This window comes from Pseudoalteromonas sp. NJ631 (assembly GCF_000276645.1).
Taxonomy (GTDB): Bacteria; Pseudomonadota; Gammaproteobacteria; order Enterobacterales; family Alteromonadaceae; genus Pseudoalteromonas; species Pseudoalteromonas piscicida.
Genome location: NZ_AKXJ01000001.1, coordinates 679,727 through 699,923, shown reverse-complemented (window position 1 = coordinate 699,923; position 20,197 = coordinate 679,727). Strand labels below are relative to the sequence as shown.

General features: G+C 44.5%; 16 protein-coding genes. 5 read left to right on the top strand and 11 right to left on the bottom strand.

Annotated features, from left to right (window positions below):
• Positions 1–9: 9 nt before the first annotated feature.
• The 3 genes from A587_RS0103335 to argR all read right to left on the bottom strand — a co-directional run bounded on the left by A587_RS0103335 (position 10) and on the right by argR (position 3,754).
• The gene (locus tag A587_RS0103335) at positions 10–2,187 is read right to left on the bottom strand and encodes an SPFH domain-containing protein (RefSeq protein WP_017216416.1); all 2,178 of its coding nucleotides are present in this window, start codon (positions 2,185–2,187) and stop codon (positions 10–12) included.
• 83 nt (positions 2,188–2,270) lie between these two features.
• Entirely contained in the window at positions 2,271–2,882 is a 612-nt protein-coding gene (locus A587_RS0103330) for an OB-fold-containig protein (protein ID WP_017216415.1), read from the bottom strand.
• 404 nt (positions 2,883–3,286) lie between these two features.
• Positions 3,287–3,754 carry a transcriptional regulator ArgR gene (gene argR, locus A587_RS0103325; protein WP_010372285.1) on the bottom strand — a complete coding sequence of 156 codons (468 nt, stop codon included), beginning with the start codon at positions 3,752–3,754 and terminating at the stop codon, positions 3,287–3,289.
• Between the two features lie 241 nt (positions 3,755–3,995).
• Between argR and mdh the strand changes: the two genes are divergently transcribed.
• A complete protein-coding gene (gene mdh / locus A587_RS0103320) occupies positions 3,996–4,928 on the top strand; it encodes a malate dehydrogenase (RefSeq protein WP_017216414.1) in 933 nt (310 codons plus the stop codon).
• A 225-nt stretch (positions 4,929–5,153) separates the two neighbouring features.
• Here mdh and serA read toward each other — a convergent pair whose 3' ends face one another.
• The 5 genes from serA to A587_RS0103295 all read right to left on the bottom strand — a co-directional run bounded on the left by serA (position 5,154) and on the right by A587_RS0103295 (position 9,963).
• Positions 5,154–6,383, bottom strand: a complete 1,230-nt coding sequence (gene serA / locus A587_RS0103315; protein WP_017216413.1) for a phosphoglycerate dehydrogenase — start codon at positions 6,381–6,383, stop codon at positions 5,154–5,156.
• Positions 6,384–6,394: 11 nt separating this feature from the next.
• A complete protein-coding gene (gene rpiA / locus A587_RS0103310; protein ID WP_017216412.1) occupies positions 6,395–7,048 on the bottom strand; it encodes a ribose-5-phosphate isomerase RpiA in 654 nt (217 codons plus the stop codon).
• A gap of 92 nt (positions 7,049–7,140) precedes the next feature.
• The gene (locus tag A587_RS0103305) at positions 7,141–7,782 is read right to left on the bottom strand and encodes a 5-formyltetrahydrofolate cyclo-ligase (RefSeq protein WP_017216411.1); all 642 of its coding nucleotides are present in this window, start codon (positions 7,780–7,782) and stop codon (positions 7,141–7,143) included.
• Positions 7,779–8,312, bottom strand: a complete 534-nt coding sequence (locus A587_RS0103300; protein WP_017216410.1) for a hypothetical protein — start codon at positions 8,310–8,312, stop codon at positions 7,779–7,781. The genes A587_RS0103305 and A587_RS0103300 overlap by 4 nt, the downstream gene beginning before the upstream one ends.
• Before the next feature lie 139 nt (positions 8,313–8,451).
• Entirely contained in the window at positions 8,452–9,963 is a 1,512-nt protein-coding gene (locus tag A587_RS0103295; RefSeq protein WP_010372266.1) for a S10 family peptidase, read from the bottom strand.
• Positions 9,964–10,239: 276 nt separating this feature from the next.
• Here A587_RS0103295 and A587_RS0103290 point away from each other — a divergent pair, with 276 nt between their 5' ends.
• The 4 genes from A587_RS0103290 (at position 10,240) to mrcB (ending at position 15,723) form a co-directional block, all read left to right on the top strand.
• Positions 10,240–11,469, top strand: coding sequence for a GGDEF domain-containing response regulator (locus A587_RS0103290; RefSeq protein WP_010372263.1), 1,230 nt, complete (start codon positions 10,240–10,242; stop codon positions 11,467–11,469).
• A gap of 189 nt (positions 11,470–11,658) precedes the next feature.
• Positions 11,659–11,997 carry a P-II family nitrogen regulator gene (locus A587_RS0103285; protein WP_017216409.1) on the top strand — a complete coding sequence of 113 codons (339 nt, stop codon included), beginning with the start codon at positions 11,659–11,661 and terminating at the stop codon, positions 11,995–11,997.
• A 13-nt stretch (positions 11,998–12,010) separates the two neighbouring features.
• On the top strand, positions 12,011–13,240 hold the full coding sequence (locus tag A587_RS0103280) for an ammonium transporter (RefSeq protein WP_017216408.1): 1,230 nt from the start codon (positions 12,011–12,013) through the stop codon (positions 13,238–13,240).
• A 161-nt stretch (positions 13,241–13,401) separates the two neighbouring features.
• A complete protein-coding gene (gene mrcB / locus A587_RS0103275; protein WP_017216407.1) occupies positions 13,402–15,723 on the top strand; it encodes a penicillin-binding protein 1B in 2,322 nt (773 codons plus the stop codon).
• 42 nt (positions 15,724–15,765) lie between these two features.
• On the opposite strand, the gene A587_RS0103270 is transcribed toward mrcB, so the two are convergent.
• From A587_RS0103270 to A587_RS0103260, 3 genes are all read right to left on the bottom strand, one after another.
• Complete coding sequence (locus A587_RS0103270; protein ID WP_017216406.1) at positions 15,766–17,607, bottom strand: methyl-accepting chemotaxis protein; 1,842 nt, start codon at positions 17,605–17,607, stop codon at positions 15,766–15,768.
• Between the two features lie 168 nt (positions 17,608–17,775).
• Positions 17,776–19,056, bottom strand: a complete 1,281-nt coding sequence (gene hemL, locus A587_RS0103265; protein ID WP_017216405.1) for a glutamate-1-semialdehyde 2,1-aminomutase — start codon at positions 19,054–19,056, stop codon at positions 17,776–17,778.
• 12 nt (positions 19,057–19,068) lie between these two features.
• A complete protein-coding gene (locus A587_RS0103260; protein ID WP_010372246.1) occupies positions 19,069–20,085 on the bottom strand; it encodes an aspartate carbamoyltransferase in 1,017 nt (338 codons plus the stop codon).
• Positions 20,086–20,197: the final 112 nt, after the last annotated feature.

Below are 20,197 nucleotides of genomic sequence, written 5' to 3'. Positions count from 1 at the left end.
CAGGGTTAATTACTCTAGTGGTTCGCTTTGTTTACTGCCATTTAACGAGCCGCCAAGTAACTTGAGTAGCTGCTGTTTATCCGCATCTGAGCTATTGCTTAGCTGTTGGAAGAACTTACTCATGTTGATGTTTTTCAGCGTTTCCGACGACGCATTGGCACCAGCCAATACCCCTTTTAGGTCGTCCATCAAATTACGCTCACCGTTTAGGTGATCTTTGAATACGGTTTGTACCGTCTTACTCTCGCCGACTAAGCCGTCAATTGACTTGCCCACTGTGATGGCATTCATAAACTGGTTAAAGAATTGGCCATCGCCGCCCATAAAGTTGATATCAGCACCGCTCAGTGCTTTACCTAATACTTCAGCCTGACTTGCAGAAACCTGCTTGTTCGCTTCGATACTCGCAAGCGTCAGCTCTTTCTGTTGGTTTAACTGTAGCGTGAAGCCTTCGTATTCACGGGCGTCTTTATCCATCTTATTCAGTGCTTCCAGCTTCTCTGTAAGACCTTTGGCTTCTGCTGACATCTTACGTTCAAGGTTGATAGCTTCTGCTTCACCTTGTTTTTCAATTGCCTCAGCCATTGCTGATTGAACCTCAGCTTCTGCCAAACCAATTTCACGTTTGCCTTGTGCCTCAGCTTCACTTTGCTTCTTGGTTGCCTCTGCCATTGCTGCTTGTACTTCGGCTTCGGCGCGGCCAATATCACGTTTACCTTGTGCTTCGGCTTCTAGTTTTTGCTGTAGCACTTTAGCGTCTGTTTCGCCTTGTATCGCACTAGCAGCGGCTTTTGCCTTGATGATATCTGCTTCTGCAAGACCAGGTGCTGCCGCTTCAACTTGGGCAGCCTCGGCAAGAATTTTCTTCGACTCTGCGGTTTGGTTCGCAATACGTAGTTCTGCTGCGGCCATTTTTTCCATTTCACGGGCTTTAAATTCGGCAGCTTGCTCTTTAGCTTTAGCCGCTTCAATATCTTTAACCAACGCTTCTTCGGCCTCAGCTTGAGCAAGAATAATTTTTGCTTGTTTTTCACGCTCGGCTTCAGCAATACATTGCACGTCTTTGATGCGCTCTTGTTCCTCGGCAACGGTTTTCTCAACGGCAACCCGTTCGCGTTGGACATCGGCGATTTCTTTTTGCTCGACTTCCAGTGCTTTGGCTTTTTGGATACGTAAAATTTCGGTTTCGCGTTCGCGCTCAATAATTTCAATCTGGCGAGAACGCGTGACTTTTTCTTCTTCTATGCCGAGTAAGCGAAGGCGATTTTGCTCTGCAACATCGATTTCACGCTGTTTATTGTGCTCTGCAATTGCAATTGCTTCGTCCGCTTTGAGGCGTGCTTCTTCGGCTTTTAAGCGCTCTTCATGCTTAACACGTTCAGCTTCTGCGGCTTCGCGAGCGCGCACCGATTCGATTTCACGGCGCTGTCTTGCGCTAGCATCTTCTCGTTGGCGCTCGACTTCTGCTGCTTTTTCAAAGGCTGCTTGGTTTTGGTTGTCGATTTGCGCTTTTTCATCGCATTTAAGTTGGTTCGTTTCCACGTTTTGGCGTGAGGTTTTTTCGGTAATACGGCGAATACCTTCAGCGTCAAGAATGTTATTTGGATCTAACTTGTCGATAGAGGTTTGTTCAAGATAATCAATCGCCACATCTTCTAACGTATAGCCAGATAAATCTTGTCCAATCACTTCTTTAATAGAATCTCGGAACTCATTACGATGGGTAAATAGCTCCTCAAAATTCATGCGCTTACCAACGGTTTTCAAGGCTTCGGAGAATTTTGCCTCAAATAATGCTTGTAAGGTTTCTGGTGCCGATGCGCGGGCACAGCCAACTTGTTTAGCAACGCGTAGGATATCTTCTTTGTTTTCGTTTACGCGAATGTAAAAAGTGATGGCGATGTCAGCACGGATATTGTCTTTACAGATCAGGCCGCTGTTTTCACGACGCTCCAATACCATGCGGTTAGTTGAAATATCCATGACTTCCATTTTATGGATCACAGGTAGCACAATGCCGCCTGTAGTCGTGACATCCGGCTCGTTTTTCATCTTGTTGATGATCAATGCCTGACCTTGTTCAACCTTGCGGTAGAACTTTCCAATCAGAAGTAGAATGGCAAAAATAATGACGATGGATATGCCCACGATTGCGAGCACCGGTCCGAGGTTGTTTAGAAATTCCATGTTTTTTCCTGCGTTGCGCTATGTTGTTTGAGCTGGTATTAGCTATACCAACTAGTTCCTAAATTCCGTTATTTTCCGTACTATTACCAAGGTTTAGCCACAATCGTGTAGCTATGTGTAAGGGTGTCATGTTCGATAAGTAAGGCACTGTCTCCTAGTGTGAAAGTGTTATCTTCATCCGAGCGCACTTCGATGAGTTGCTCTGTTCCTTGAATATATACTCTGGCTTGACCGAACGTGTTGCTAACTCTTGATGTTGCAATAACGCATTCGAGCCCAACCAGCGCTTGCTTTGATGTGGTTTCTTGGCTTTCGAAAAAGCGTCGTAGTGGCCTTACAATGACGGCGGTTAGTGGTAATGCAGCAATGAGGCTGGCAAGCATAAATACCGTGCCCATCAGGTAGTAAAAAATGCCATCGCCTAGTAGGTAAGCAAAAAACTGTTGCACATAAATACTGACAATCCAGCCCAGCGCGATGATTAAACTCAATGAAATACTCACAGGGACTCCGCCAAAAGCGACCTCCCAAAAAGAACCAGAGCTTGCGCCTTCGGCTTCAATATCAACATCGCCTTCTAAGATATCGATATCAGCAAAACCGAGTAAAGCAATTAGCCAGAACAACAGCACTATCAGTAATAGTGTTGAAAAAATAACAGTGGGAAACGTAAATGCAGTATTTAAAAATTCCATTGCTGTTCCTTAGTTCCTTGTATTTCCTTTTAAGCGGTTAAGTAAGTGAATTGTCCACTCAGCGCCATAAGGTATCTTTGTGTGTATCAAGCGGTGAGTTCCGCATCATAGAATGTGAGATGATTGAGTGAAGCGAATAGCGTTCGTGTCCGGAAAGACTGAGACACTGTAGGAAACAAATCCGAAAAGCTAGTCAATCAGCTTAAAAACCATCCATGCGTTGTGAGAAAGCCTCACATGTGTTTCTAAAGTTGCCACATTTAGACATATTATGTCAAACGTTTTTTTGCTGTAAAGATAAGCAATTTATTTTGTTTATCGTGATAGTGGGAAAGCGTGTTTGTAGAAGCTAGAGTATCAGAATATGTGCTAACCTGTGAGTTAGCACCGATAAAAATAATAGACTAAACGTTATCGAACAGGGTTTTTACTTTATCTAAAGTAACGTCGATTTCAGATACTTTGGCAGGGGCAATAAAAATCGTGTCATCGCCGGCAATCGTACCTAATACGCCGTCTGCGGTGCCTAATGAGTCAAGTAGCCTCGCAATTAACTGGGCAGCACCAGGACTGGTTCGAATAATAATCATCATTTCGTTGTGCATAATATCAACGACTAACTGACGTAAAGGACTTTTTGCTGTTGGTACGCTCATTTCGGCGGGTAAGCAGTAAACCATTTCTTGTTTGGCATTACGTGTACGCACAGCACCAAACTTGCTCAGCATGCGCGACACTTTGCTCTGACTGACGTTGTCAAATCCTTGTTGTTTTAGAGCATCAACAATTTCACCTTGAGAGCCAAAGTTTTCTTCTTTTAAAATGGCTTTAAATGCTTTGATCAGTGCTTCTTGTTTTTCTTGCGGCTGCATAGTCTGTCTTCTTTTACGGCTAATCTTTAAATTCTACACAAAACCACCGAGATTCCCAAATTTGCGCGACCAAAATAGCAGTCGTAAAGCATAAGAGTACAAAGTGTCGCGATCTTTACACTTTTATTTAAGACATTAGTCAAAAAATCTCGAAAATAACCGTGATTAATTTGTGTTTAACAGCGCTTTTCATTATCTTTACTGCACACTCAATTCCACCTTCAAATTATGGAGAATTCAAATGAAAGTTGCTGTATTAGGTGCCGCTGGCGGTATCGGTCAAGCTCTATCTTTATTGCTTAAAAATGGTCTTCCAGCTGGCTCTGAGTTAGCGCTTTATGACGTTGCACCTGTTGTACCTGGTGTTGCAGTTGACTTATCTCACATCCCAACTGCGGTAAAAGTAGCGGGTTATGGTAAAGACGACCTAGACTCAGCTCTTGCTGGTGCTGACGTAGTGCTTATCCCTGCTGGTATGCCTCGTAAGCCTGGTATGGACCGTGCTGACCTATTCAACGTTAACGCAGGTATCATCAAGACACTTGCTGAAGGTATCGTTAGAAGCTGCCCTAAAGCACTTGTTGGTATCATCACAAACCCAGTAAATGGCACGGTACCAATCGTTGCTGAAGTGTTCAAAAAAGCAGGTACTTATGATCCAGCTCGCGTATTCGGTGTAACAACGCTTGACGTTATCCGCGCTGAAACCTTCATCGCAGAGCTTAAAGGTCTAGACGTTGCTGAAGTTAAGATCCCAGTAATTGGTGGTCACTCAGGTACTACAATTCTACCTCTACTTTCTCAAGTTGAAGGTGTTGAGTTCACTGACGAAGAAGTTGCTGCACTAACGACTCGTATCCAAAACGCGGGTACTGAAGTGGTTGAAGCTAAAGCGGGTGGCGGTTCAGCTACGCTTTCAATGGGTGCAGCAGCAGCACGTTTCTGCTTCTCACTAGTGAAAGGCCTACAAGGTGAAGAAGTACTTGAGTACGCATACGTTGAAGGTAACACAGGCGATGCAACATTCTTTGCACAGCCAGTTATCCTTGGTAAAAACGGTGTAGAGAAGTTACTACCTTACGGTGAGCTAAGCGCGTTTGAGCAAAAAGCAAAAGACGACATGCTAGCGACACTTGAAAAAGACATCAAAGAAGGTGTTGATTTCATGGCGTAAGCCAGATTGATACAAAAAACCAGTCGCTTCACAGTGACTGGTTTTTTTATGCTTGATTCTTCTTATACCAGTTGTATTAAGTAAATGATCTATCTTGAAGCGGGGAAATAGCTTTAGTAGCAAGGCAAAAATTTTGCTATTTAGTTGTTCTAAATGAGAAATTTTTAACGAAGCTAATATGCTATTTCACCCTTCAAATTGATTAGAGAATTAATTCAATTGGTATTAGTGAAGAATACGTGCTCTGATAGTTCCTTCAACCGCACTTAACTCTTTCAGTGCTACTTCAGAGTGGTCGCTATCGACGTCAATAACTACGTAACCAATAGATTCATCCGTTTGTAGGTATTGCGCCGCAATATTGATACCGTGCTGAGCGAACGCTTGGTTGATTTGCGTTAGTACGCCTGGGCGGTTTACGTGTACGTGTAATAAACGACTTCGGTTTGATAATTCAGGTAGAGAAACTTCTGGGAAGTTAACTGCCGTGACTGTTGAACCATTATCTGAATATTTTGCCAACTTACCCGCGACTTCCACACCGATGTTTTCTTGTGCTTCTTGGGTAGAACCACCAACGTGTGGGGTTAGCAGTACATTGTCAAACTCGCGTAGTGGTGAGACAAATTCTTCATGATTAGATTTTGGTTCAACGGGGAATACATCGATAGCAGCGCCAGAAAGTTTCTTCGCGGCTAATGCTTCAGCTAAGGCGTCGATATCAACAACCGTTCCTCGTGATGCGTTAATTAGGATTGCGCCTTGTTTCATCACTTCAATTTCAGCCATACCGATAAGGTTTTTGGTCTGTGATGTCTCTGGTACATGCAAACTGACCACGTCCGCTCTTTGTAGCAGTTGCGTTAGCGTGTGTAACTGCGTTGCGTTGCCGAGCGTGAGCTTATCTTCGATGTCATAAAACTCGACGTTCATCCCGATATTCTCAGCCATAATGCCAAGCTGGGTGCCAATGTGACCATAACCAATAATACCCAGCGTTTTACCACGGGCTTCGTATGAACCATCGGCAGATTTATCCCACTCACCGCGATGCGCCTTTGCGTTGCGCTCAGGAACACGGCGCAATAACAAGAGAATTTCACCTAAGACGAGTTCAGCCACAGAGCGAGTGTTAGAAAATGGTGCGTTGAATACGGCGATACCGCGTTTTTTAGCAGCATCCAAATCCACTTGGTTGGTGCCGATGCAGAAACAGCCAATCGCGACCAGCTTTTCAGCTTGGTCTAACACTGCTTCTGTAAGGTGGGTACGTGAGCGGATCCCGACAAAGTGAGCGTCTTTGATCCGCTCGATCAGCTCAGGCTCCGGTAAGGATGTTTTAACGTAGTCTATGTTGCTATAACCGTTGCGCTTTAGCGTCTCAACAGCGCTTTGATGCACGCCTTCTAACAACAAAATTCGAATTTTATCCTTTGATAACGAAACCTTGCTCATCTGTAATCTCACTAGTTGATTTTAGGCCCTTCTGGAGTGCCTGTTATTACAACGTCAGCGCCACGCGCGGCAAATAAGCCATTAGTCACGACGCCAACAATCTGGTTAATTTTTTCTTCAAGCGCTTTTGCTGCGCTAATTTCTAGGCCATGCACATCAAGAATGACATTGCCGTTATCAGTGATAACGCCTTGACGGTAAACTGGATCGCCACCTAATTTTAGTAACTCTCTTGCCACGTAACTACGCGCCATTGGGATCACTTCAACAGGTAGTGGAAATGCGCCTAGCGTCTCAACATGCTTTGTATTATCAACGATACAAACAAATCTCTTGGCAACAGCTGCAACGATTTTCTCGCGCGTCAGTGCTGCGCCACCACCTTTTATCATTTCGTTGGTGCTGTTGATTTCATCTGCGCCATCAACATATACCGCAAGCTCTGACACATCGTTTAGCTCGAAAACTTCAATACCAAGTGCTTTTAACTTCTCTGTTGAAGCTTCAGAGCTTGATACTGCCCCTTTGATTTGATCCTTGATACTGCCAAGCGCATCAATAAAGTGGTTTACCGTTGAGCCTGTACCAACCCCAACAATGCTGTTTTCTTCTACATAGTTCAAAGCTGCCCATGCTGCGGCTTTTTTCATTTCATCTTGAGTCATAACGCTACACTTAGTTGTCATTGAAGTTGTATGGAGTATAACTCAATCAAAGTGTCAGCGTCATGGTCAAAAGTGCCTCAAAATGCGCTTAACTATTTGCCTGCTAAATTATTTTTTGGCCAAGTGTATAGTTGGGTTGGAGTGAGGATAGTTGGGAGCGGTACATCCCAAGCTGCTGTTGGTAAGCTTGGAACTTGCTGGCAATCATGAGCAAGACCAACAAGTGCTGGTTTAGCTCGCTGCTCAGCGTAGTGTAACGCTAATGTTCTATCGTAGTACCCACCGCCCATACCGAGGCGATTACCTTGTTCATCAAAAGCAACCAGAGGCATCAAAAGGAAATCCAATGATGCAAGCGGTGCCACTGCTGAACAATCTAACTTAGGTTCCAAGATAGCATAGCGATTTGCCTTCATGGGTGAGTTTTTTTCATACTTCTGGAAGAGCAAATTAGCAGGGTTAAAGGGGTGGATTATGGGTAGAAAAACTTGGTGTTTTTTATCCCAAAGCGATTGAATTAAAAGGGATGTATCTAGTTCTCCATCGTTTTGAATATAGACCCCAACATTGGCATTTTTAGGAAGTTTTATTTGTTGAAAAAAATTAATGTTAAGGTGTGCCGCGGCTGCCTTCTGTTGCTCTGCTGATAGCGAGTTTCTTGCGTTTCTAATCATTTTTCTCAAATCAGCACGAGTAACTTGAGATTTATTTATGTTGTTATTAGTTTTACTCATTCTAACGCGAGCCACTCAGGGAAAAACAAACTTACACCAAGCAGAATAAATAAAATAATTAATACAGCGAGCAGATAATATAGCCAAGTCTTAGATTTAGCCGGAGGGCTAGGCTCAAAGTCCAGCTCATCAAATAGCTCCTTCGTCTCCCACTCTTCGTCTGTTGTATCTTCTATTTTAGTATGGGGAGTTGGTGCCACGCGTTGCTCAAGTTCCTCTAATCGCTCTTCGATGCGTATTAGACTGCTGGTGATGTAATCCAGTGCTTCAAATACGCGCTCTTGATCTGCGTTACTTGAGGTAGCGGCTGCTTGGCTTTGTAGCTTGGCATTGATCCCCGCGCTTGCAAGTAATTTTACCTGTTTTAGCGCTTTGGCTTTATCTGCAGGAGCAAACAAGTTTTTGCCAGCGTAAAATTGCTGAATCTTTGAGGGGGAAGTTTTCAACCTGTCTGCAATTGCGATAGCGGCGCTTTGTTGATCCTTACCGTCGGCCATGCCAACGAAGACGACTTTAAACTGCTCGTTCATGGTGCGTGCCTAAGTTGTAGAGAGATAGTATTGAGTATATCTAGATTATAGGTAACTGTAGAAGGATAAAAGGAAATTTTTACAATCTGGTGAGCATTAAGATAAGTGACCGCTTGCGCGGCCACAATGGGTTGGGAATTTAGTAAAGCGCTGACTGATCCGCTTTGGGTGTTGTTTTTAAGATAAACTCGCGGAGATCTTCGTTCGACTTTTGTAAATCTTCATGACGCAGGTACATCATGTGCCCGGAGCGGTAACCTTTAAAGCTTAAGCGATCACGCATTTTTCCGCTCGGATCGAGTTGCCACATATTGTATTTGGCATCAAAGTAATTCGTTGCGCCATCGTAATAGCCAGATTGGATCATCACGTTTAGGTAAGGGTTTTGTGCCATTGCTAATCGTAATTGCTCACCGACATTATTATCGCTGTTATCCCAAGGGTAAACTGAACCAAACATATTATATTTTACATCGGTTTTATAGTTGAGCTCCGTTGCGAAGTAATGATTGATTGCTGGCGTAAATGAGTGCAACCAAGAGGTCAGCTCAGGCCAATAATCAGGGCGAGAACCGGCGTCTCTTTTATCAATACCAAGATAGCGTGAGTCCAACCGACCAAGTGTATAGCCACGGTCACGCAACAGTTCTTTCCAAAATGCCGCAGTAGGAATATCTAGGTTGTTTTGAGCTACAAAGCGTTCGCTTAAGCCACTATATTTAGCAACGGCCTGTGTCACACTTTGTTTTTCTTGGGCGCTGATAAATGCGCCTTTGGCGAGTGCGGGAAGATACTGATCAACCGTATATTGTTCAACCTCTGCAAGCACTTCGAGCAAATCTTTATTCTGTAATTCAGAAGATAACGCCTTGTGATACCAAGCGGCAGCAGCGTAATACGGTAAACGGTTTGCCACTTCAACCGGACCTTCTCGTTTAATGCCGATTTCTGTAGGAGATACCAACACCACGCCATTGAGATAAAGCCACTGATTGTTTTGCATCGCGTGCGCAAGACCTGACACTCGAGTCGTGCCGTAGCTCTCGCCAATCAGGTACTTAGGGGAAAGCATACGCTCATTGCGATGAATAAATGTATTGAGCCATTCGGCTAAGTACTTCACGTCCGCGTTGACGCCAAAAAACATCTTTGTTTGTTCGGCTTTACTCGGATATTTACCTTCAGCATTTTTGAGTACGCGAGAATAACCTGTGTTGACTGGGTTTACATAAACAATATCGGCAACATCTAGCACTGAATATGGGTTATCTTTCAAACCGTAAGGTTGCAGTGGATATCCTTCGTCATCAATTTTTAATACTCTTGGGCCAGTATAGGCAATGTGCATCCACACGGAAGCAGAGCCCGGACCACCGTTAAATGAGATCAGCAGCGGACGTTTGCTCATATCTTTAATTTTTGTGCGTTTGTAGTAGGTGTAATGCAACGTTGCAACTGCATCGCCGTTTTCATTCCACACCGGCTGTGTGCCTGTTGTTGCGGTGTAGTTAATACGTTCACCTTTTATTTCGGCTCTATGCTCAGTTGTTATTTTATGATCTATCTCAATTGCGCGGTTGTGCTCTTCAGCTATGCTTGGCGCTGAGAGTAGGGCACAACTCACGAGCAATAGTGGTAGTAGTTTTTTCATTGCTTCCTCGGTATTGCAGTCGGTATGTCTGCATTAAAGAAGTATTTCATCTGAAATTCAAAGCCATTGAGACAAACTCAACAAAAAAAACGGCAGGTTTGAAAAATAGGCTGTTGTAACCTCGTTTATCGAAAAGTAACGAATTTGAGCCGATTTGGTTTTTTTTAGTGCAAGATTCGCGTATATTTAGTACTTTATTATGTAGTAATAAAGTATTTAGCCCCGTTAAATTCTTGTTTCACTGCGCTTCTCGTTGTACTTAAGAGATCTCAATCCATGCAAAGAATTTTAATTGTTGAAGACAGTAAAGTCGTACAACAGGTATTGCGACACCTTGCTGCTCAGCATCTAGATGTCGAAATCGATTTTGCTTGGTCCCTCAAGGAAAGTAAGGACTTCTTAGCACAGCACCAATATACATTGGCGCTGGTAGATTTAACGCTGCCCGATGCGATGGACGCAGAGGTCGTGCAGCTCACGCTCAGCCACAAAATTCCCACTGTGGTGCTGACCTCAAAAATAGATGAATATAGTCGCCAGCAAATGCTTGAAATGGGCGTGGTGGATTATGTAATTAAAGACAACCGTGATTCATACCTATACGCGGTCAAGTTAGCATCTAGACTGTTGAGAAACCAAGGTTGCAAGGCGCTGATCGCCGATGATTCTGTGATCAGTCGCGCGGTAATGAAGCAAATGCTTGAAAAGCAATTATTTACAGTGCTTGAGGCGCAAGATGGCGAACAGGCATTGGAGATGTTGCTATCTGACCATGAAATTAAACTGCTGCTGACAGACTTTGCGATGCCGACGATGGATGGCTTTGAGTTGGTGAAATCCGTTCGTAATAGTCGCGGACGAGATGAGTTGGCGATTATAGGTCTATCTGGCGCGGGAAGTCATGGTTTGTCAGCAAAGTTTATCAAATACGGCGCCAATGACTTTTTGGCAAAACCTTTTATGAGTGAAGAGTTTCACTGCCGCATCATGCAGACGATGGAGCAGCTCAATTTGATTGCAGAAATCAAAGAATATGCGCATCGAGACTATTTAACAGGACTTTATAATCGCCGTTATTTCTGTCAGCAAGCAGAGCGTTTAATCAAGAACAAACCGAGCCAGCATATATTGGCATTGTTAGACCTCGATCACTTTAAGTCTATTAACGACCAATATGGTCATGAAAGCGGTGATGATGTACTTAAACAAGTTGCTGATTTACTGCGTAGTGCATTTGGTCACTACATTGTCGCACGTATTGGTGGGGAAGAGTTTGCTTTGCTTATTCCAAGCTCAGATATGAAGATGGCAAAGCACATGCTAGAAGACTTTAGAGAGCGCCTTGCACAGCAAGCATTCAAAATTCCTGAGGGTAAGCATTATTGCACCATCAGTATTGGCCTCGCGGCTTGCCAATCAAAGAGTTTAAGCGAAGTAATGCGCAAAGCTGATAAAGCGCTCTACAAAGCGAAGGACAAACAACGAAATTGCGTTATCGCGCATTAGCTTTTCGTTATTTGGGTGTTTATGCACCAACTCAGTTCAGACTTAATATCAATGCACCTAGATGGTGCATTTTTTATGCGTTAAATTCCACCTCCCACTTTAATTCATTGTTAATTAAGGAATAAAAAATTTGGCACAAAGGTTGGATTACTGCATACAACAGGATCAACTGTCCTAAGGGGACTCAGCATGAAAATGATAAGTGCAATAATAAAACCATTTAAGCTTGATGAGGTACGTGAAGCGTTAGCCGATCTGGGGATTGAAGGCATGACGGTTGTTGACGTTAAAGGGTTTGGACGTCAGCGCGGTCATACCGAACTATATCGCGGTGCAGAATATCAAGTCGATTTCATTCCAAAAATAAAAATAGAAATTGCAACGTTAAGCGAAAGCGCCGAGCGCGTTGTGGAAACGGTTACAAAGGCTGCGTTCACTGGAAAAATTGGTGATGGAAAAATCTTTGTTTACGACTTAGACCAAGTTGTTCGGATCCGTACCGGCGAACTTGATGAAGAAGCCATTTAAGGGGAGCCGAGCAATGGAAAATACAATAATAGAACTAAAATTTTCATTAAATACCTTTTACTTTTTGATCTCTGGCGTCTTAGTTATGTGGATGGCTGCCGGTTTCGCTATGCTTGAAGCGGGATTAGTACGCTCAAAAAATACCACTGAAATCCTTACCAAGAACGTCGCACTGTACGCCATTGCTTGTACTATGTATCTTCTTATTGGTTACAACATCATGTATGTGAATAATGCCGAAGGCGGGGTTTTACCAAGTCTTGGCGCGCTCATTGGCAGTGCTGCTAAGGATGCCGACCATGCACTGCAATCCGACTTTTTCTTCCAAGTGGTATTTGTTGCAACGGCCATGTCAATTGTCTCGGGCGCTGTTGCTGAGCGTATGAAATTGTGGGCGTTTTTAGCATTTTGTGTGGTGTTAACTGGTTTTATCTACCCGTTAGAAGGCTATTGGACGTGGGGCGGTGGTTTCTTATCTGAGCTTGGCTTTGTTGACTTTGCCGGTTCTGCCATTGTGCATGGTGCCGGTGCTGCTGCGGCACTAGCGGGTGTTCTGTTACTAGGTGCGCGCAAAGGAAAATATGGCAAAAATGGTGAGATTTACCCAATTCCTGGTTCCAACATGCCACTAGCTACACTAGGCACCTTTATTTTGTGGATGGGGTGGTTTGGCTTTAACGGTGGCTCTCAACTGTTCCTTGCCGACAAAGAAAATGCCATCGCGGTCAGCCAAATCATGCTAAATACCAATGCGGCGGCGGCTGCAGGTGCGGTTGCTGCACTGTTGGTGTGTAAATTAATGTGGGGCAAGGCGGATTTAACTATGGTGCTTAATGGTGCACTAGCAGGTCTAGTGACCATTACCGCAGAACCTGCTTCTCCAACACCTATATTAGCGCTTATCCTCGGTGCCATAGGCGGTGCATTGGTGGTGTTTAGTATCGTTGCGCTAGATAAAGCAAAAATTGATGATCCTGTCGGTGCTATCTCTGTTCACGGTATCTGCGGTGCGCTGGGTGTGATGATGGTGCCATTTTCAAACTCAGACGCTACTTTCCAAGGTCAGGCTGTGGGACTTATCACTATTTTAGGTTTTGTTTTCATTGCTTCTTATATTGTTTGGAGTGTATTGAAAGCGAGCATGGGGATCCGCGTTGGTGAAGAAGAAGAGCTAAGCGGTATGGATCAACATGATTGTGGCGTAGATGCCTATCCCGAGTTCGTGACAGTTCGCGGACAGTAATACCAATTTGGCTCTCGGTCAATATTGTAAAGTTCTCGTTGTCTAAACAAAGTGAGTCCAGCAGGGCTCACTTTTCTTTATAAATATTATTCTACTTTCAGCAGTTGTTAATTTAGGTTACCCTACCATCTTGCGATTCATTTTTTAGTTTTACTTGGGTCATGACGGATAAAAAGAAAAGAACACCTGCCAAAAATTCAAACGTCAAAGCGAACACTTCGCGTAAAAACAATACCCAGCAAAACGGTTCTAAGATGCAAAGAATTAAAAGCCGTGTACTGAGCACGTTGTGGTCTTTCTTTTGGAAGGGGACTATTGCGGCGATATTCCTTGTAGCAATCTATATCATCTACTTAGACGCCAAAATAAGCCGCCAGTTTGAAGGCAATAAATGGGAACTTCCCGTGCAGGTTTATGCCAGATCGATGCAGTTTTTTCCTGATCAGTTCCTTAATGAGGATGAAGTGCTGTGGGAGCTGAAGCGGCTTAATTATTCCCGTGTAAATCGTATCAGCCGTACCGGTCAATATACCGTTCAAGGTCGCACAATCACCATCCATCGTCGCGCGTTCGAATTCTACGATGGCCCAGAAACCGCGCGTATTTTTACGCTTAATTTTGCTGGTAAGAAGCTTGCCAATATTGTTGATAATCAAGGTCGACGCTTAGCAGGGGCTCGCTTAGAACCTGTGCAGATTGCTCGGATCGGCAATGAATCTCGGCAAGACAGAGAGTTTGTTCCGTTCGATAAATTTCCTAATATTTTAAAAGAAACGCTGCTGGTGGTAGAAGATAGAGACTTTTACCAACATCATGGTGTTTCTGCGCTGTCTATTTTGCGTGCGCTGTATGCCAACATCAAAGCTGGGCGAACTGTGCAAGGTGGCAGTACGCTTACGCAGCAGCTCGCAAAGAACTTTTATCTCACCAGAGATCGCACCTTAATCCGCAAGGTGAATGAAGCGTTCATCGCATTGATTTTAGATTTCCGTTACAGCAAAGATGAAATCCTCGAAGCCTATTTGAACGAAGTGTTTTTGGGTCAAGCCTATAATCAAGGTGTTCATGGTATGGGGCTTGCGGCCGATTTTTATTTTGGTAAGCCGGTGGACGAGCTTGAGTTTGACCAAGTCGCTATGTTAGTCGCGATGGTGAAAGGGCCATCTTTTTATAACCCAAGACGCTACCCTGAGCGGGTAATGGAAAGGCGTGATTTAGTCTTGAGGCTAATGGTGGAAAATGGCCTTATCACAACGCCCGAGTATCGCGCAGCGCTGGCAAGGCCGATTGATGTACAGCCTTTAAAAGCGAGCCGTATGCAGTCTTATCCTGGATATTTGGAGTTGGTGAATCGCGAGTTAAAGAAACTGGTACCTGATGATGACATTGTTGACTCTGGAATTCGGATTTTTACCTATCTCGATTTACAAAAGCAAACGGCGATGGAAGATGCCGTTAAAAAGGGCTTACCTTACTTAGAGCGCCGTTTTAAAACGGAAGATTTAGAAACTGCAATGCTGTCAGTTAATGTTGAAAAAGCGGGTGTATCGGCGTTAGTTGCTGGTCGTCAGTTGAAGTTTTCAGGTTTTAATCGAGTATTAGACACCGAGCGCAATATAGGTTCACTGGTCAAGCCTGCTATTTATTTGAGTGCTTTGTCGAATCCAAACTACCATTTGGGCATGCTACTTGATGACAGTCCCCTTGAAGTGACAGACGGTTCAGGTAAGGTTTGGTCTCCAGAGAACTTCGATCATAAATTTAGAGGCCAAGTGCCAATGTTTGAAGCGTTCAGCAATAGCATCAATATTCCAGCGGTAAACCTTGGTCTGGATGTGGGTGTTAATCGAGTCGCACAAACTTTGAATGAGCTTGGTGTCTCTAAGTCGATTCCACTTTATCCTTCTTTATTATTGGGCGCGTTAGAGCTATCCAGTTTTGATGTTGCAGAGGCCTACACCACACTTGCTGCAGATGGTAAGCAGAGCGAGTTGACCAGCGTCATGGCTATCACCGATTCACTGGGTAAGCTGATATACGAACATCCTGTACAAAAAAGCCAAGCGCTAGACAGCGATGCGGTATACATGACGAAATACGGCATGAAGCGAGTGACTAAAAAAGGCACGGCAAAACGCCTTAATCTTCACTTTCCCTCTATTCAACTTGCGGGGAAAACAGGGACGAGTAATGATTTAAGAGACAGCTGGTTTGCCGGTTTTGACCAAAATACGGTCACCGTTGCTTGGATTGGTCGTGATGATAACAAGCCAACGGGGTTAACGGGCAGCCAAGGTGCGCTTGAGCTCTATATTCGTTACCTAAAACCACTAAACCCACAAGCGATTGTTGATGAGCGTCCAAAGTCCATTCGCTGGGCGTTTATCAATCCGAAAACGGGTAAGCAGTCGCCTCCGAGTTGTGGTCCTGTATTGCAGCTACCTATTAGAGAAAGCATGTTCGAACCAAGACCCGGGTGTTGAGCAAGCTATTGGCTGCTAGGGCTTGCTAACCCTAGCACAGCCTTATGCTTTAAATTTATCGATTTCTTTATTTAAAGTTTGTGAGAGCTTGCCAAGTTTTTGTGCATCGCTTTGGGTCGCTCTTGCGGAACCCAGAGTGTGCTGTGCTAAGTTACTGATCTCAGATGATTCATTCAATGCGTGTTCGGTCGCTTGGGTTTGTTGTTGCACTAACTGACTGATCAGTTTCCCTTGTTCGTCTATGTCTCGCATGCTTTGCTCTGCGTGCTGTAGGACTTCATTGGTATCATTCGCGGCGATAACACTTTGTGCCATATTGTCTTCACTGCTGCGCATTTTGTCTTGCGTGTCTCTGGATGCAGCTTGTAGAGATTGAATAATATTGTGTATTTCTTCCGTTTGTTGCTGCGTTCTTTGCGCAAGCGTTCTAACTTCATCCGCTACCACCGCAAATCCGCGGCCTTGTTCACCTGCACGAGCAGCCTCAATTGCGGCATTGAGCGCGAGTAAATTGGTTTGCTCGGCAATCTCTCTAATCGCGGAGCTCACCTGACTAATGTTTTGTGTGTCTTCCGCGAGCTTATCTAAGGCAGCACGACTTTGTTGAAACTCAGCTTGTAGTTCGGTCATTTGCTGTGCAAGTGCTGTGGTATTAACGCTACTTTGCTTTACTTGTTTGGCTGCTACGGAGGCCAGTTCTGTGGCGCTAAATGCAGCATCCTCAACCGAGCGAGCGGACTGCGCCATATTCTCGAGCGAGTGGTGGATAGACTGGATTTTATTCTCCTGCTGGGCGACATCCTTTTCAGTATCTTGGCTTATCTTATTAAGTGTTCTTGTTGCTTGTTGTAGCTCGTCACTACTCAATCGAACGTTACCAAGTAAAGAGATAAAGGCATGTAGTACCGCATTAAATTGTTCAATAATTTGGCTAAGCTCATCGGAGCCGGTTGTCTGTGCTTTGATGCTTAAATCCCCTCGAGAAGCGCTCTGCGCGACATGTGAGAAAGTCGTGATAGTGCCCATGACCGAAGAGTAAAAGCCAACCATAAGATAAATAGCGATGATCAGTGCGAGTAGTGAAGCCAAGGCAACGGTGTTTCTTATCCACCGTTGCTGGTTTTGTTTTTCAGCGACAAGCGCGGCAAGCGAGGGTGTTGCAACATTAACAAACTGCTTGATAGCATCACTTGCGCTTTGGTAGTAACGGTAAAATTGCGCTTGTGAGAGTGCTAGTTCATCAGGGTCTAACAAGCCTGTTTTCACCGCTTGCTGGTAATCAGAGAGGCTAGACTCAAGCTCAGCTAAGGGCTGACTAAGCTGCTTTTTGAGTCGCTGATTATCATTGATAGCAATGTTAAGTTTGCCTGAAAACTGTGTCGTGACGCCCGGTAATCCTTTGTTTAAATTGGACAGCGCAATAAAACTATCTGGAGTAAAACTGCCTCTACTGATGATATCGCGTGCCTGCGCTTCAATTTGATTGATTTGCGATATAAGTCTTGGTGCAGATTCAACAAGCGTGCGATTCAGGTAACTGCGTCCAAGATCATCATCGACGGCAAGTTGAGAGGCAATAGAGAGCTGCTCAAGGGCGCTTGCGCCAGCGGCGCTCACTTTAGGTAATTTAGCGCGTTGCAATAAAATTGAATTATCGGAAGCTTTACCCGCTAAAATGTTTTCCAACATACTAGGGTAAAGCGTGAGCCCTTGCCTCTGCATCTCACTGACTGAAATAGAATGGTTAAGTACACTGTTTAGAAAAAACAAGCTGAGGCTTAGTGGTAGTAATAAAATGCCAAATACAACGGCCATTTTTGTTTTGTATCGCAACCGTGCCATCAAACGGGTTGCAGGATTAATAAGCGTATTAAATCCAGCCATCACTTCCTCTGTATGATAGTTTTAACTTTGCACAGTGTTATTAATTATGTGCGCCTAGGTTAAATAGACCGAAGCTTTTGAAAAGCTTATTCAAAGCGTAGCTGAAAAAACAAAAAAAGCCCTGAGCGGGCTTTTTAAATACAAACTAATGTGGGTTGCAATCAGTGATTACAACTTGGCAAATGCACGCTTTGCAGCATTGATAGTGTTAGCGATTTCTTCGTCAGAATGCATTGTGCTCACGAAACCCGCTTCGAATGCAGATGGGGCTAAATAAACGCCTTCATCTAGCATCAAGTGGAAGAACTTTTTGAAGCGCTCTAGGTCGCATTCAGTTGCTTGTTGATAGCTGGTTACTTTTTTAGCGTCAGTAAAGAAGAAGCCAAACATACCACCCGCGTAGTTAGTCGTAAGCGCGATGCCAGCTTCATCAGCAGCCGCTTGGAAGCCTTCACACAGGGCTTTACTTTTAGCTTCAAGCTCTGCGTGTAGCCCTTCTTTTGAAAGCAGCTCTAGCGCTTTTAAACCAGCAGCCATGGCAATTGGGTTACCAGATAGCGTGCCCGCTTGATAAACCGGGCCAACTGGGGCGATGTAATCCATGATTTCTTTTTTACCACCAAACGCACCCACTGGCATACCGCCACCAATCACTTTACCTAAACAGGTTAAGTCTGGGGTGATGTTGTAGTACTGTTGAGCACCACCAAGTGCAACACGAAAGCCTGTCATGACTTCATCAAAGATAAGCACACTTTGATTGTCAGTACATACTTCGCGTAGGCCTTCTAAAAAGCCTTCTACTGGTGGAATGCAGTTCATGTTTCCAGCAACTGGCTCGATGATCACACAGGCGATTTGATCTTTGTACTGCTCAAAAATCGCTTTTACTTCATCAAGGTTATTAAATGAAACCGTTAACGTATGCTTAGCAAAATCGGCAGGAATACCTGGTGAGTTAGGCACGCCCATGGTAAGTGCACCTGAACCTGCTTTAACAAGCAAAGCGTCAGCGTGACCGTGGTAACAGCCTTCAAACTTTAAGATCTTATCGCGGCCGGTGTAACCACGAGCAAGGCGAATAGCGCTCATGGTCGCTTCTGTACCAGAGCTTACCATGCGCACTTTTTCAATAGATGGTACTAGCGCTTTTACTTTTTCCGCCATTAGGATTTCAGTTTCCGTCGGCGCGCCGTACGATAGGCCATTTTCAACCGCTTCAAGCACTGCTTGTTTAATCTCAGGATGGTTATGACCTAAGATCATCGGGCCCCAAGAACCCACATAATCAATGTACTGTTTACCATCGGCATCAAAGGTGTGAACGCCTTCGGCTTTGGTGATAAATAGTGGCGTACCACCTACACCATTAAAAGCGCGAACAGGAGAGTTAACGCCTCCAGGGATTGAGTCTTGGGCGCGTTTGAATAAGTCTTGACTGATTGTCATTGTCGATCCTTTTTAGCTTTCACGTTTGCGGCTAAACCAAGGTACTTCTACCTCGTGTTTTTCCACTTGGTTTTCAACACCTAGCGTTAGGGCAAAAAGTGCCATACGGATCAATACACCATTTTGAACTTGGCGGAAGATAGCTAGGTTGTCGTTGTTATTTAGGTCGTTGTCTAGCTCGTTTGCATCGCTACGGCTGTCGCGAGGTAATGGGTGCATTAATACTGAGCTAGGTTTACAGTGAGCGTCATAAATCGCTTGGCTGATCCTAAAGCCACCACGGTATTTGTTTGCTTCTTCTTGAGAAGGGAAGCGCTCTTCTTGAATTCGAGTCTGGTAAACGATATCGGCAGCTAAATTGCCTTCCATCTTAGACACGACTTCAATACGGTGACCGGCATTGTCTACGACATCTAAAATAGACTGAGGCATTTGTAAGCCATCCGGTGCAACCATTGTAAAGCGGATATCTTTGTAGTGGCTAAGTAACTTTGATAAAGAATGCACGGTACGGCCGTATTTTAAATCACCGACTAGGGCGATGTGCATGCCGTCAATTCCAGTACCAAAGCGGCTAAGCTCTCGGTCAATCGTCAGTAAGTCCAACAGTGCTTGAGTTGGGTGTTCATTAGGGCCATCGCCACCGTTGATGACAGGAACATCGGAACCAGTTGCAAACTCGGCTACTGAGCCTGCGTCTGGGTGGCGCATTGCCACGGCGTCAGCATAAGCTGAAATCACACGGGCGGTATCATACAAAGATTCGCCTTTTGCCAGTGCTGAGCTTTGCATACCTGTGGTTTCACGAACTAGGCCGCCCAGCAGGTTAAATGCGGTGCCGAAACTTACGCGTGTTCTCGTGCTTGGTTCAAAAAATAGATTTGCCAAAATCGCCCCATTAAGTACTTGGGTACGTTTTTGCTTTTTAGCATAGGGTTCCATTTTTTTGGCAATGGAGAAGATGTGTTCAATTGAATCTCTGTCTAATTGATTGACAGAAAGAATGTTTTCACCTTGGAAACTGAACATTTGGCGATTCCTAAAGACAAATTGACTACCGGGTTGCAAGGTCGCTCACCCAACCAGATAACACGCAGATTGTGGGCGGTTACTTGGGCGCATATTATACCCAAATACCCTC